This is a genomic window from Bdellovibrionales bacterium (assembly GCA_016714165.1).
Classification (GTDB): Bacteria; Bdellovibrionota; Bdellovibrionia; order Bdellovibrionales; family UBA1609; genus JADJVA01.
In genome coordinates this window covers 2070691-2084307 of sequence record JADJNU010000001.1, presented here as the reverse complement: position 1 = coordinate 2084307, position 13617 = coordinate 2070691, and the positions used below count along the sequence as shown (strand labels likewise).

The 13617-nt window shown below is 45.0% G+C and carries 15 protein-coding genes; 6 read left to right on the top strand and 9 right to left on the bottom strand.

Going from position 1 to position 13617, the window contains the following annotated elements:
- Positions 1 to 21: 21 nt before the first annotated feature.
- Positions 22 to 810 (top strand): mechanosensitive ion channel family protein, encoded by a 789-nt coding sequence (locus IPJ71_09435; GenBank protein MBK7843903.1) that lies wholly within the window; start codon positions 22 to 24, stop codon positions 808 to 810.
- Position 811: 1 nt separating this feature from the next.
- Here the strand turns inward: IPJ71_09435 and IPJ71_09430 are convergent, their stop codons facing one another.
- Together IPJ71_09430 and IPJ71_09425 are read right to left on the bottom strand one after the other, a co-directional pair.
- On the bottom strand, positions 812 to 1972 hold the full coding sequence (locus IPJ71_09430; protein MBK7843902.1) for a class I SAM-dependent RNA methyltransferase: 1161 nt from the start codon (positions 1970 to 1972) through the stop codon (positions 812 to 814).
- A gap of 30 nt (positions 1973 to 2002) precedes the next feature.
- Positions 2003 to 2842 (bottom strand): hypothetical protein, encoded by an 840-nt coding sequence (locus IPJ71_09425; GenBank protein ID MBK7843901.1) that lies wholly within the window; start codon positions 2840 to 2842, stop codon positions 2003 to 2005.
- A gap of 130 nt (positions 2843 to 2972) precedes the next feature.
- Between IPJ71_09425 and IPJ71_09420 the strand changes: the two genes are divergently transcribed.
- On the top strand, positions 2973 to 3869 hold the full coding sequence (locus tag IPJ71_09420; GenBank protein ID MBK7843900.1) for an RsmB/NOP family class I SAM-dependent RNA methyltransferase: 897 nt from the start codon (positions 2973 to 2975) through the stop codon (positions 3867 to 3869).
- On the opposite strand, the gene IPJ71_09415 is transcribed toward IPJ71_09420, so the two are convergent.
- Both IPJ71_09415 and IPJ71_09410 read right to left on the bottom strand, forming a co-directional pair.
- Entirely contained in the window at positions 3866 to 5041 is a 1176-nt protein-coding gene (locus IPJ71_09415; protein MBK7843899.1) for a class I SAM-dependent RNA methyltransferase, read from the bottom strand. The genes IPJ71_09420 and IPJ71_09415 overlap by 4 nt on opposite strands.
- Positions 5042 to 5056: 15 nt before the next feature.
- The gene (locus IPJ71_09410; protein ID MBK7843898.1) at positions 5057 to 6022 is read right to left on the bottom strand and encodes a hypothetical protein; all 966 of its coding nucleotides are present in this window, start codon (positions 6020 to 6022) and stop codon (positions 5057 to 5059) included.
- Positions 6023 to 6167: 145 nt separating this feature from the next.
- Between IPJ71_09410 and IPJ71_09405 the strand changes: the two genes are divergently transcribed.
- From IPJ71_09405 to IPJ71_09395, 3 genes are read left to right on the top strand one after another with little or no spacing between them, the layout of a single operon-like run.
- Positions 6168 to 6923, top strand: coding sequence for a TerC family protein (locus tag IPJ71_09405; GenBank protein MBK7843897.1), 756 nt, complete (start codon positions 6168 to 6170; stop codon positions 6921 to 6923).
- Positions 6920 to 7924, top strand: a complete 1005-nt coding sequence (locus IPJ71_09400; GenBank protein MBK7843896.1) for an AI-2E family transporter — start codon at positions 6920 to 6922, stop codon at positions 7922 to 7924. The genes IPJ71_09405 and IPJ71_09400 overlap by 4 nt, the downstream gene beginning before the upstream one ends.
- 59 nt (positions 7925 to 7983) lie before the next feature.
- Positions 7984 to 8337 carry a DMT family protein gene (locus IPJ71_09395; GenBank protein ID MBK7843895.1) on the top strand — a complete coding sequence of 118 codons (354 nt, stop codon included), beginning with the start codon at positions 7984 to 7986 and terminating at the stop codon, positions 8335 to 8337.
- 53 nt (positions 8338 to 8390) lie between these two features.
- On the opposite strand, the gene IPJ71_09390 is transcribed toward IPJ71_09395, so the two are convergent.
- Positions 8391 to 8867, bottom strand: coding sequence for a hypothetical protein (locus tag IPJ71_09390; protein MBK7843894.1), 477 nt, complete (start codon positions 8865 to 8867; stop codon positions 8391 to 8393).
- A 199-nt stretch (positions 8868 to 9066) separates the two neighbouring features.
- On the opposite strand from IPJ71_09390, the gene lspA reads away from it, so the two are divergent.
- Entirely contained in the window at positions 9067 to 9603 is a 537-nt protein-coding gene (gene lspA, locus IPJ71_09385; GenBank protein ID MBK7843893.1) for a signal peptidase II, read from the top strand.
- An 18-nt stretch (positions 9604 to 9621) separates the two neighbouring features.
- On the opposite strand, the gene IPJ71_09380 is transcribed toward lspA, so the two are convergent.
- From IPJ71_09380 to IPJ71_09365, 4 genes are all read right to left on the bottom strand, one after another.
- Positions 9622 to 10587, bottom strand: a complete 966-nt coding sequence (locus IPJ71_09380) for a hypothetical protein (GenBank protein MBK7843892.1) — start codon at positions 10585 to 10587, stop codon at positions 9622 to 9624.
- On the bottom strand, positions 10584 to 11645 hold the full coding sequence (locus tag IPJ71_09375; protein MBK7843891.1) for a branched-chain amino acid aminotransferase: 1062 nt from the start codon (positions 11643 to 11645) through the stop codon (positions 10584 to 10586). Before IPJ71_09375 ends, IPJ71_09380 begins: the two co-directional genes overlap by 4 nt.
- 2 nt (positions 11646 to 11647) lie before the next feature.
- Positions 11648 to 12808, bottom strand: coding sequence for an aminotransferase class V-fold PLP-dependent enzyme (locus IPJ71_09370; protein ID MBK7843890.1), 1161 nt, complete (start codon positions 12806 to 12808; stop codon positions 11648 to 11650).
- Between the two features lie 122 nt (positions 12809 to 12930).
- The gene (locus IPJ71_09365) at positions 12931 to 13614 is read right to left on the bottom strand and encodes a PIG-L family deacetylase (GenBank protein ID MBK7843889.1); all 684 of its coding nucleotides are present in this window, start codon (positions 13612 to 13614) and stop codon (positions 12931 to 12933) included.
- Positions 13615 to 13617: the final 3 nt, after the last annotated feature.

Below are 13617 nucleotides of genomic sequence, written 5' to 3'. Positions count from 1 at the left end.
ACAAAAGGAGGAGAAGCATTTATGCCAGATCTACATTTAATCAGTTTTAGCTGGCTGGCTAGAGTTTGGGAGGCCCTGTTGATCCTGATCGGGGGATTTGTTCTTTCACGTGGAGTCACGGCCCTGATCGTTCGAAGCGTCCGATTTTTGGATCCACAGGCGCACCTGATCCTCAAAAAGCTCTTATTTTATTCTCTTTTCGGAGCATTCCTGGGTTGGTCCCTGCATCGGTTGGGTGTCGATTTCAAGCTCTTGATAGGTGCGGCTGGTGTCTTTTCGGTGGCCATTGGATTTGCCTCTCAAACTTCCGCTTCGAATCTCATCAGTGGGATGTTTTTGCTGGTCGAAAAGCCATTTGTCGTCGGGGATACGATTCGAGTCAGTGAATGGGAGGGAGTTGTCATTTCGATTGACCTTCTTTCGTCGCGAATACGAACCTATGAAAACCTCATGGTCAGGATCCCTAATGAAACATTGATGAAATCCGGAATCACCAATTTAACTCGGTTCCCAATTCGTAGAACGAATATTGAGTTTGGCGTTGCTCTTAATGACGACCTGGAAAGAGTCAGAAATATTCTCCTGGATTTAGCTCACAAGGACCCTCATTGTCTCGATGAGCCCTCACCACAGTTTTTTATACAAAATTTTGGGGATTCTTCCATTTCTCTCAAATTCTGTGTCTGGACCAATACCGAAACTTATTTTGAATTTAAAACGCAATTTATCATAAATTTGAAGAAGAGGCTCGACAAGGAAGCCATAGACCTTCCTATTCCCCAGAGGAGAGTGGTGACCTCTTCTTCATGATTTAAGTGGGAAGTTGACTGAGGGAAACGATCCATTCGCAATGGGGAGTCATGGGGAACTGATCGATGCCGGTAGCCCGCACCAACTGATATCCCAGATCAAATAAAATGGCTAAGTCTGAGCAAAGGCTCGGAGTGTGACAAGAAACATAGACCAAATGACGAGGACGACACTTTCGATCATGGTCTTTGATATGATCGAGAACGCTTTTGAGGCCGGACCGAGGTGGATCAACCAATAGGCCGTCATAGGAATCCAATCGAGGAATCGCTAGCTTTTTGTTTGCGTTTCCGTACTTAAAATCACACATAATGGGGGACTTGAGTTCTGAGATCGACCTTTGAGCTCCAGCGAGTGCGAAACGATCCACATCGAAGCCCGTCATTTCAATTTTCTCCATAGCCAACGGAATTGTGAAATTTCCGACGCCACAAAAGAGCTCAATCCAACGTTTTCCTCCGCACTCAAGGACAGACTTAACGACTTCGTTGACCAGTCGAAGATTTGCTCTGAATCCCGGCTGAGTGAAAGAAGCTATTGAACAATAAAGCGGAATACTTCTTCCCGACAAATCATAAGTTTCAAACCAAGGGTCATGCCTTGGTTTACCTAACGAGAGTCGTCCATTCTCCAAGTAGAGGGCTTTTCGCTTTTGGCCTATCTCAACTTGTGCTTTTTTCATCAGGCGCAAGAGCCAATTTTGTTCGTCTAAAAGACCCTTTACGTCTTTATTTGAAAAATCAAGCCACACGCCGAATCTTTCGGCCGGAGATGTTCGCAATCGAACGGAGCCTCGTTTGATGGGAGGCAGATCTTTTCTGAATTCTTTGAACCATTTCCGAAGAGAAGGGGAAAGTTGCGGGCAATCTGGCATATCAAGAACATTTTTTGAGTTGATATGATAGAGCCCAATGTGATTTTCATTGTCAGTTGATTCAATGACTAAATCAGTACGATCGCGAAGCCCACCCAGGGCGATCGAATGGATCTTTGGCTTGAATTTTAGACTCAACCCAAGCTTTTCAAGCTTGCTCAAAAGTTGGTTTATTTTGAGAGAAGTCTGGATTTCAAAATCCAGATGATGAGTGGGGCAGCCAGAACAGAGAGGTGCGATTTCGCAGGAAAACTGAGCTTGTTTCATACAGCCCAATAGAGTTGGCATGATAAAAAGTCAATTTGTTTGCTCAGAAACCTAAAATGACAAGGCCAACTTTCCAGTCACGCGAGTGACGTCGATCGTCTTGCTGTACTCTAAACCGGCCTTTAAGAAAAACAGCTTAACTTCTGCTCCTCCAAAAAAATGAATTCCGCTTGTGGAAGCGTTTGCCGCCTGCTCTGTGGTCAGGCTGCTGTCAAAGATATTTCCAGAACCAAGGATGCGAAATTCGCCTGAGGATTTTAACACTCCGATTCCCAAATAGGGCTCAAAAATCAACAATTCTTTGCTCAGGACCAATGCGAGGCCATTTGAGGAACTCGCCAGTTCTAATTTTGAGTCTACAGGTAGATTTGCAGTGCTACTGTTATTGATAACAGTAGCAAAGCGAAGAGAGGTCCGAGACGTGTGTGCTTTTAAGGCCAAGCTAAATGGAAGATTAAAAATTGTATCTGTCATTGTCCAGCGGAGGCCAAAATTGGTGGTTGTGATTTTCATTGTGTCATTTCCTATTGAAGGGATTGCGCTGCCTTCAAAGGTAAGACCAAACGGTATGGAGACCTGGGCGATAATGCCTCCATGAATGAGATGGGCGTCTTCTGCCAAAGGGTCAGATTTCTTGATGAGGGAATTAAGGCCGGGAGTTGTGGATATTCCACCAGCAAGGCCCAATTCGAATCCAAAGACTCTTCCCAGAGAACTGGCTCCGCTCACCGATGTGTGGACAAAATTTCCCGAGAAATCACCGATAATCTTTTTTAGATCGGCCTCATTGACGTTGTTAAAATTGAAATCTGAGGCCTCGGCTGAAAAGCTGAACAGGACAAGGACAAAATTCAGATAGATTAAAGCGTTTTTGAGAACTGAACCCGGCATTTTTACGTCCCCCAAAGGAATTTTTTACCCTATATGAGAAAAAAGCGAACCCCGTACAATATTAAGTTGGAAATCAGATTCCGTCTATTACTTTACAAGGGAACAAATGAAATTTGGGAAGAGCCAAGCTATGGATAAAAAAATTGATATAAAACCTGATAGAAAATTTGGTGAGGATTTTTATCAATATTTTCAAGAGATTTGGGCCGATCGATGGCCACTTCTTTATGAGTCTCTTCTCCAGAAGGAAAGGCAAGTTCTTTTCTGTCCCTTTACTGAAAATTTGGAGGCAGATGAAATTGAATGGTTGAAATCTTGTTTGTGGTTAACCGAGGACCGTCGCGATTGGGTTCAGCAGAGGGATAGGGAGGGTTTGCTCAGGTGCTATGTTATGGACCCAGCCTCGGTGCTAGTTGGAAGAGCTCTAGAGGTGGGAATTTCGGATTATGTACTCGACATGTGCGCGGCTCCTGGAGGGAAAACATTGGTACTCGCGCAGGGGTTGGGGAGCGAAGGTCTTCTTGATGCCAATGAAATTTCTTTTTCTCGACGGAAGAGGTTAATTAAAGTTATTCAGCAGTACGTTCCCCGGGATCGACGGGCGAGGATTTTTGTCAGGGGAAAAGAGGGACTCAGGTACGGAATGAGCCAGCCGGATTGTTATACACGTATTCTGGTTGATGCGCCCTGTTCGGGGGAGAGACACTTGTTGTTGTCTCCTAAAGAGTTAAAAGCTTGGAAGCCGAGTCGGATTAAATCTTTGGCAAAACGTCAGTACGGTCTGCTGGCCTCTGCACTTTTGGCTATCAAACCGGGGGGGCTCATTGTTTATTCGACTTGCGCCCTGAGCCATGAAGAGAACGACGGCGTTGTAGAGCGATTGGTAGCGCGCAAGCAAGGCGATGTCGAAGTTGTCTTTAGGGACACACCCAGCCCATTCGCCGAAAAGACCAAGTGTGGCTGGATTCATTTGCCTGATCGTTGTGGGTTTGGACCACTCTATTTTTCTGTTTTAAAAAAAATCTAGGTTTGAGATTTTTCCCGCTGAAATTGCGCGACGAGTTCGATATGGGGGGTGTGGGGAAACTGATCAACGGGCTGGACACTTTGGAGATTCCAACCTCTGCTCGTCAGTTTCTTAGCGTCAGCCGCAAAGGCATGAAGATCGCATGATACATACATCATGTTTTGGAGAGAGGGAAATTTGGAACAGAATTGGTCTATTTGTGGAAATCCTCCCCGAGGAGGATCCAGAAACAGATATTTTGGGTTATGGTTCCACCGATGGAGTGAATTCCAATTTTTTATCCGATAAAGGTCTATTTTTTCGTAGGAGACACCTGGAAGTTTCTTCTGAGCTAGCTGGTCGATCGACTCTTGTCCATTCTCTGCGGCAAAAATGTGACAAAAGGAGAGGGCAGAGAAAATCTCCGTGAAGTTTCCTGAGCCACAAAAGAACTCAATCAGAGGGAGTTGGGGGTCTAAGCTGCTGGCCCACTTCTTTGTCAGAGATTTCATGAGTTCATTTTGTTCGTCGTTTGCCTGGCGGAAGGGTATTTTTTGGTTTGGGATAATATCCGCGGGATTCATGGCATCGTCAAATTCCAAGAAAGACCAGAGGAAGCCCTCTTTCGGATTCCATTGTCTATTGGGAAGTTGATTTATCAGTGATGCGAGAATGGAGCGCATCTTTTTGTTTATGGTGAGGCAATCCGATATGGGCGCAAAATTCTTAGACTCGGACGAGACAAATCCTATGCGTTTTCCGTCTGATTTCACTTGAATTCGATTGCGGTAGCCGTATGGCTGGGAACAGCTCGCTATTTTCAAGATCTGGGTGGTAGGGGAAATAACTTTGGCTCGCTCCAGATAGTTTTGAACTAATCTTTGTTTGTGAAAGAGCTGGGAGTCATAGCTGGCAATCATCCAAGGACATCCTCCGCACTTGCCAGCCTCAGTGCCTTGATGTGGACAAGGTGGCGTGGTTCGTTGTGGACTCCTCTCGATGAGTTCCACAAGGCGACCAAATCCATATCTTTTGTGCATCTTGATCGGTTCAAATCGTCCGCGGTCTCCAGGCCAGACGCCGGGTACAAAGAGAACTCTCCCATCAGGCAAATCCAGAACTCCAAGTCCCTTTCCTGAAATATCTCTCACCGTTGCTACAAACTCATTTGCTTCAAGCTTGGAACTTAGCATTTTGAATTCAATGTCCTATTCCCCCACAATCATTTCAACTTTAAAGTTAATGGAAGCGATAAATGAAAAATTCTCTGTTCGGGGCCAGTTGCCAACCGGCTGAATGTTAAAGAAGAACCAGTTGGATTTAATTCGCCGTCGAAAGTTGGCTCCTGCAGAATATTCTTCGACATGGGGATCTGGATCATTATTCCCGGTCATTCTGAGAAAATACAAAAATGCCCAGTTGTCATTTATCTTTTGAATGAGATTGAGGGACTGATCAAATACGTATTTGTCATCAGATCTGAGCCAGGAAGCGGTATTTTCCGAGCGGAATAGCAAAGAATCCGAGATCTCTCTGTCAAACTCGAGGGATTCAGTGTGGCCAAAACCCTGAGAATTAAACCAGAATGTTGTGGCCGTGGCTCGAATTTCCCAAAATTCGGGCCACCAGGTGCGTCGGACACGCAATCGCACATAAGGATCGGGAGGCATGACCAGTTTGATTCCTGTGTCTGCACCGAGATTCCACTCTTGGGGAACCTCAGGGATATAACGGAGTCCGGCGGTGTAAATGTCTTTTCCTAAGGATTCGCCCACCGTTTGTTTATCCCCTTCTCTGTCGTCTTTAAAGCTTCGTGAGAAGTTTTGCATGACAAGGTTCAGTCGCTTTTCGGTGTTCGGTAAGGCAATTCGGGTACGAATATTGGCTGCATAGGTGTCGCCCGAATGGTCTCTAAAATTAGAAATCAAGTTGATCCGAACTCGGCTGTCAGAAAGAGCCTCCTCGTCGATGCGACTTGATCCGAAAAATGTGTCCAGTTGCTTTGAAAACCTATGAAGGCGGAAACTTAGTTCCTTTTGAGATTGATCAGCCCTGTCAAGAAGTCTTGATAGTAGTTCTGGTTCTCCATCTGGATGGACAAAGTCCGGCCCTGTGGGATGGGCCACGGCAGTCAGGCACACGAGGGACAATGTAAGCAAGATAAAGCTTCGCACGAGGGGACTGTAGGGGAGGTTTTTGACGAGGTCAATGAATCCTCTGATCTTGCTGGTGAGGTCAAAATTGACATGTTTGAGTCTTGGGACTAACGTCCCATAAAATGGCCAATGGACAAAAGACAATAGCGAACGAAGGGGTTCGATGATGGACTTTATTTTTACCGTAGAGGGCCTTACGGCTCTGGCAACTCTTTCAGTGATGGAAATAGTATTGGGTATAGATAATATTATTTTCATTTCTATTCTGGTATCTCAACTGCCCTCAGTTCAACAAAAGAAAGCCCGATCTCTGGGTATTTTTTTGGCGCTTTTTTTGAGGCTTATCCTTTTGTTTTCGATCACCTGGATAATGGGGCTGAAGGATCCATTTTTTACTCTTTTTGAAAAGTCTTTTTCCGGAAGAGATTTGATTCTTCTTGGGGGCGGGCTTTTTTTGATTTTTAAGTCAACGATCGAGATTCATAATAAGGTTGAGAGATCTGAGGAGGTGCCGAGCGTTCACAGTCCCAGTGCGAGGGGATTTTTTTTAGTTCTTTTCCAGATCATCGCTTTGGATCTTGTTTTCTCATTCGATTCAGTTATTACGGCAGTGGGGATGGTACAACAAGTGCCGATTATGATTACGGCCATGTCCTTGGCGATGCTCGTGATGCTACTTTCGGCGGGAGCTATTTCAGGTTTTGTGGATCGGCATCCAACGGTTAAGATTTTGGCATTGTCTTTTCTATTGATGATAGGAGTGATGTTGGTCGTGGAGGGAATGGGCGGGCACGTGAGTAAGGCATATATTTACTTTGCCATGTTTTTTTCTCTGGCCGTCGAATTGTTGAATTTGCGGTACCGGATGAATCGTCCTTTACCAGGTATCAAACTTGAAGGAAAAAGGGAGGCGAAATGACAAATAAAATTAAGTCCGAAAACAATTTGAGTCAGTATTGCCTCTTGTTTCTGTCGGCAGTGGCGGCGACGGGGGCTCTGATTTATACCCGCACCGTTATGATCCCGTTCGTCTTTAGTATCTTCTTTTTTGCCTTGACCTCTCCGACTGTCAAATGGCTACAAAATCGAACACGGCTCCCTCGATGGCTTGCTCTCACTTCTGTTTTTTTGAGTGTTTGTTTGGTGAGTGTCGGCCTTATCTTAATCATTACATCTTCAATCGGGAACTTTGTAAACGGCGCTGAATCATATAAATATCGTTTGTTTGAGCTCTTTGCAACTGTACTTGAGAAAGCAGGGGACTATGGTTTTGCTTCAGATAAGGAATCTATCATCGCACAGTTAAAGGCTCTCCCTGTTTTTACATTTTTGCGGACACTGACTGCAGAAATAACAGTCCTCTTCAGCAATTTCTTTTTGATCTTGATTTTTTTGGTGTTTCTTCTGGCTGGAGAGAGTGCCGAGCGAAAACCTCATCCAGTTTTAGACGAAGTTTTGAGCAAGATTTCCCGATATTTGGTTTTGAAATCCTTGCTCTCTCTCGTGACCGGATTGGGAGTTACTCTGATTTTGATTGCCTTTGATGTTGAAATGGCGGTTCTCATCGGGCTTCTGACTTTTTTGCTGAATTTTATTCCAAATGTTGGATTTATTCTTTCAACGATTTTGCCCTTGCCTCTCATTTTCATTGAGTATGGATTTGGGGGGAGATTTTTAGCCGTCCTCGTTCTTTCGCTCATGGTGCAGTTGATAATGGGAAATTTCTTGGAGCCGAGGTATTTGGGAGAAAGCATGGATCTTCATCCTGTAACTATCCTTGTTTTCCTTATATTTTGGGGCTTAGTTTGGGGGGTTGCAGGTATGTTTTTGGCGGTTCCAATTACGGCTGTAATGAAAATTATTTTGGATCGATTCTCGCCGACAAAGCCGGTTGCCGAGCTCCTGGCTGGTCGATTTTAGGCTAGGATTGATTCAATTTGTGATGATATCACAAGGTTTTTTCTACCATGGGGGCGTGCATGTGGCAGACAGTTGTGCTTTTGGGTATATCGAATATTTTTATGACATATGCTTGGTATGGGCACCTCAGGGATTTTAAGGGCAGGACCCTCATCTTGGTTATAGCTGTGAGCTGGGGAGTTGCCTTTTTTGAGTATTGTTTTCAGGTGCCGGCGAATCGGATTGGATCCAAATATTTTACCTTACCACAACTGAAGGTAATTCAAGAGATCGTCACAATGAGCGTATTTTCTGGCTTTGCCATATTCTATATGGGGGCTCCTCTGAGTCGAAATTATCTTTATGCATCAGTCTGCTTGGTGGCTGCAGTTTATTTTATTTTTAGAGATGGTCTTCCTCCCGTTGGGGGTTGAATTGCATTTGGTCTCATCAGATTTTTGATTTGATCTTGATCTTCAGTTTTGCTTTAAAAGTAGTACCTTGCGCCCAGACCCAAATTAGCAGACAGGCCGGTATTTTCTATCAGGTCAACAATGAGAGCCACTTCGCAAAATATGTCTACTGAGCTTGACCGGACTTTATAAAGAAATCCACCCGACAGTCGGGGGCCGAACTTGAAGTCGTCCTGATGAGATTTGATTTGTATGCGAGCTCCCAAGCCCCAAAAAGAATTGATTCCCACTCCGTCGATAAGGAGAGTTTTGTGATGGTGTCGCAGAAATGTTGAATGAAAATAGGTATGGTGCCCTCCGAAATTGAAGGCCAGGACAGCATCTATGGACTGATTTTGGCTGGTAAAGTAGTTCCCGGAGATTCCGATTGGAGCTCCAATCACAAGGCCTAAGCCTAGATCACCGGCATTGGCGGTTGGAGTGAGGAGAGCGAGTAGGGAAAAAAAGGAAAAGAATGTACCACAAATTGTAGAATAGCGAAATCGTTGCACGAGGTTCTCCTTCAAAGAATTTTCAAATATCTGATGTGCTTCCGGGGAGTTTCCATTCTACTTAGAAATGGATTATCATAAAGTAAAACTTCATTTGATTGCAAATAGTGATGACCTCCCTTATGGATAGCAAGTGAATTTTGAGGTGGGATAATTTTGGGCCCTTCAATTGGAAAAATGGATCAGGGGGTGAGAGCTCATGAAAGCACGTAGGAATTCTTCAGCTAGAATGGGAAAAATCAAGTTTAGAAAATGGACAGTGACTTCTCTGATTGTCGTATTTTTGATTTGTTTTGATCAAGTTATGAAAGAAGTGGCGATTTTCTATCTTCGGGGTCAGCCACTGCAATCCTTTTTTGGGGATATTTTTCGACTTCAATATGCTGAAAATAAGGGAGCTTTTTTGAGCTTGGGATCGAATTTATCAGGGCCATCTCGATTTTGGATTTTAGGGGTTATTGTTCTCGTTTTTTTAAGTCTCTATGCCTATCAATTGCTGAAGGGTTCACCCTCGAAGCTTGTGGTTTTTGGGATTTCTTTTGTTATGGGAGGGGGAGTGAGCAATTTGTTGGATCGTTTCTTTCGCGCAGAGGGTTCAGTTATTGATTTTATGAATATGGGTCTCGGTAATTTGAGAACGGGAATCTTTAATGTTGCAGATATGGCCATCGTTGTCGGAGTCACTCTTCTTTTTTACGACTCCTGGCGAGTCAAACGACAAGAGAAAAAAGCCTGAGGCCAGCGAACGATTAATTTAATTGCCATATAAAAAGAAAAGGCGCTCACGGTCCACCGCACTCAATCCAATGAGCGTGGGAGCAAGTTCAACCTGGCCTATTGGTTTCAGGGTTGTTTGCCCAGGAACTTTAGCAAAGGCAGTGGGAGGGTAGAGCATGGCCGAGAGCGGATCAAAGTCAAAAACACTGCCGCGATATTCATGAATAAGTGAATCAGGCACCTCGGCAAATTGTGGCCAATAAAGTGGATCTATGTTGTTCCAAACGATCTCGAGATAATGAATGCGATCTGGTCGTGAGTGCTCGTGGACAAAACCGAGTGCATGCATGAGCTCATGAATCAGCTCTTGGCGACCGCATTTATCAGCAACCATAATAGGTTGTTTGCCTCCCGTGCGACCAATATAAGAGGCGCAGTGCGAATCATGAGGAATAAAAACAACTGCATCCTCGTCTTTGCTTTGAATTGGAACAAAGCGGATGACTGTATTTTCATTATAGTAATTAATTGCTCTTATCACTCGGTCCGGATCCTTGAGATCTTTATGGATTGCGTAGGGAATGACATTGGAATCCCAGAGCAGGGGCTTTTCTGGACGGTGCTGAGCCCTTTTTAATTCTCCGGCTCCTTCAACCTTGCCCAAGAGTATGTCACCGTAGGCAATTGCCCAATCGCCGTAGATATCGTATGTAACAAGAGATGACTTTTCTTTAAAGGGATTTGATTCAGGAATTTGCTGCCTTTGAGGAGCATCGGGTTTGAGGGGTATCTGTTTGTCTTTAGGAGGGATATACTCGAAATCTGTGTGCTTGTTTTCCTTTCTGAGAGTCGAACCTGGGGGAACAGAATCTTGATGTCGAGGATTCTCTTGAGGGACTGATAGTTTTGGTTTCTCAATTTTGAGAGGTCTAACTTGAACCCACCAAAGGTAACCTAAGACTCCAGCGATCAATGAAAAGAATAAAACATATTTTATTTTCATACTGAAACGATCCAGCCCGGTGGGGCTGGTCGACGAGCTCTTTGTAGGTCTGTGAGATTCTGCCTCAATAATGTTGTGACGGGACCGTCAGGAGCTTTGAGCGGATAAACTGCTCCATCAGCTTCTCCTAGGAGCTCCACTGCAGTAATGCCAGCAGCAGTTCCAGAAATAAAGCACTCAGAGCACAGGCCTGATCTAATATGCGAGGTCAGCTCATTGATAGGGATGGGCCTTTCTTCAACTCGAAGGCCTAGCTCGCCTGCTAAATAGATGATTGAATCTCGAGTAATTCCAGCCAATATCGAATCATTAAGAGGAGGAGTAACAACACAGTTATCAATGACTGCAAAAAAGTTCATTCCCGTCATTTCTTCAATGTATTTTCCGCTGGTTGAATCCAGCCAGAGCGACTGGTGAAAACCCTGTGCTTTGATTTTGCGGTCACTTAGTAGACTAGAAGCATAATTGCCGGCCGTTTTCACAGATCCAGTTCCTCCGGGAGAGGCAGCTCGTCGATACTGCCTTTCAATCATAACTTTCACCCCCCCTGGGGCTGAGAAATAATTGCTCGATGGAGAACCTATCAGAAGAAAAAGATAGGAGTTAGCTGGTCTGACTCCGAGACCAACCTGTGATGCGATCATGAAAGGACGTAGGTAGAGATTGAAATTATCCCCCTCTGGAATAAGCGGGTTCGCGAGGCTCGAAAAATGAACGACTGATTCTAGAAAGCTTTCGACGGGGAAAGGAGGTATTGCTAGTCGCTCTGCAGAGCGATTGAATCTATGGGCATGGTCCGATGGGCGAAACAGATTGAGACCATTGGTCCCTCTATAAGCTTTGAGTCCCTCGAAAATTGTCTGACCATAATGAAACACCATTGCAGCAGGATCGAGAGAGAGATCTTTGTATGGCTGCAGCTCAAGAGATTGCCAAGAGCCTTCTTGAAAGGACCCCTTGATCATAAAAGGACAGAAGAACTTTCCGAATCCCCACTCGGTAGGCAACTGAGTTTTCGAAATTAGGCTGTGAATCGATGGATCTATCTGAAGGTTCAAATTTAGACTCCTGGATTGAGCGCTTGAAAACGATCCATAAAAGCAATTAGGCGATCGATGTCAGAGCGATTATTAAAAAAATGCGTGGCAATCCTCAGGCCACCTTGACGAAAACTCACATGAATATTGTTCTCTCCCAAGTAGTGGAGGAGTTTCTCCGTATTTGGAACTCTCAAAAGAACAATCCCGCTGTTAACTGTGTTCGCTTCGCCTTTAAGAGCCCTTTTACTCAGGATTTCAACGGAGGGCAACTTGTCTTGAATTTCTTCCACGAGATATTCAGAGAGTTCAAGAACTCTCTGGCTAATGGATTCTGACCCAATGCGGTTCAGTTCTCCAATTTGGGTGCGAAGAGCCGCAATGGTCGCAATGGGAGGAACTCCCAGTTCAAAGGCGCGGGCGGTCTGTGCAAGATCAACGTGAAAATTATCCATGTTCATTGGTTTTTTGACTCCGAGCCATCCGGCCAGGGGCCAGCAGGCTTCTTGATGTAGTTTTTCATCCAGAAACATCAGAGAGAGCCCAAAGCCGCAACACATCCATTTATGGCAACTGGCGGCAAGTGCGGTGATGCCTGAATGCACGGTTCGCATGGGAAAGGCCCCGAGCGATTGAGTGGCATTCACAACGAAATAGGAATGAGAACGACGGCAGAGATCACCCAAAACATCCAAGTTCTGTCGAAAGCCGGTGCTGTATTGAACCGCGCTCGTCAAGGTGATCGAAGGGGGAGACAAGGTTAAGGTCTTTTCTAGATCTGCAGCAGATACCTGATTGACCTGAAATCCGTGATGTATCCAAGCCAGTGTCGTCGAAGGAAACTCTTCTTTGCAGGTGAGAACTGACAGCGGTTTTTTTTGCCTCAGGAGAAGTTCTTTAAAGGTCATGGCCAGTAAATTCATTGCAAGACTTGTATTGCTCGTAAAGGCAATCTCAGATTCGTTGTGAGCATCGATAAAGGGAACAATTTCCCTTCGAGTCTCCTCGATTTCTTCCAGTGTTTTGAGCCAATGAATATCGCCATATTCGAGTAGCTGAGAATAATGCCTCTGATAAGCCTTCCACGCAGCTTGTGACAAGGGTCCTGCGGCGGCAGTCAGCAGATAAGTTTGATTCTGCGCAGCGGGAAATTGAGCCCGCTCCATTTCCCAAATTGGGGACATCGTCGTTCCATCCATCTAAGATTAGTAGAATGGTGGTGATACTAGCCGCGCAAAGCTCAATCATCAATCCTAAAATAATTGGCAGGAAGGTGGTAATTGGCTGAATATTGGGTGCCTTAGCATTAAAAGGGGCGTTGCATTTGTCCCAGAGATCCGTCCTTCATGTAGGACCAATACCACCTGAAGACATTTAAATCAGAAAGATTGGGTTTCTTTCCGAAACAAAAAAAGGAGTAGAGAGCTTCAACTTCTTTGAGATCAACTTGGACGAATCCCTCTGAGCTTGTCGCTGGCAGGAGGTGGGCAAATCGGCGAGTTTCAGATGCGTAGATCGTCGAAAGAATTCGAGCTTTTTTCTGGTAGGATTCTTCGGTGAGATGAATTCGCAAGGAGGGGAACGCATTGTAGGCGGAACTGAATACAGGGACCTTCGAAAAAAATGCTCGGTGAACAGCAAGAGAGACGTCTTGATGGTGAGGATGTCCGTACTCACCCAATATATTGTGGGTAAAAACTCTGTGGGGAGTTAAAACCTGCTTGAGTTTTTGGATCAGACTTACAACATCCAGTCGCTTTTCATAGAGATCTGGATATTTCCACCAATGGGCATTTGCAACACCCAGTTCCTTGCAGGCTCTTAAAAATTGGCGATGACGGCGGCGACCCATTCCGTCGGCATTGCCATCCGTCACGCAGATCACTTCCCAGGGCCTTTGGCGAGGGCGACTTTGGATGAGGCCCGAAAAAAATAGAGTTTCGTCATCGGGATGAGCTGTAATGATAAGATCTGATTTTTTTCTTTTCATATG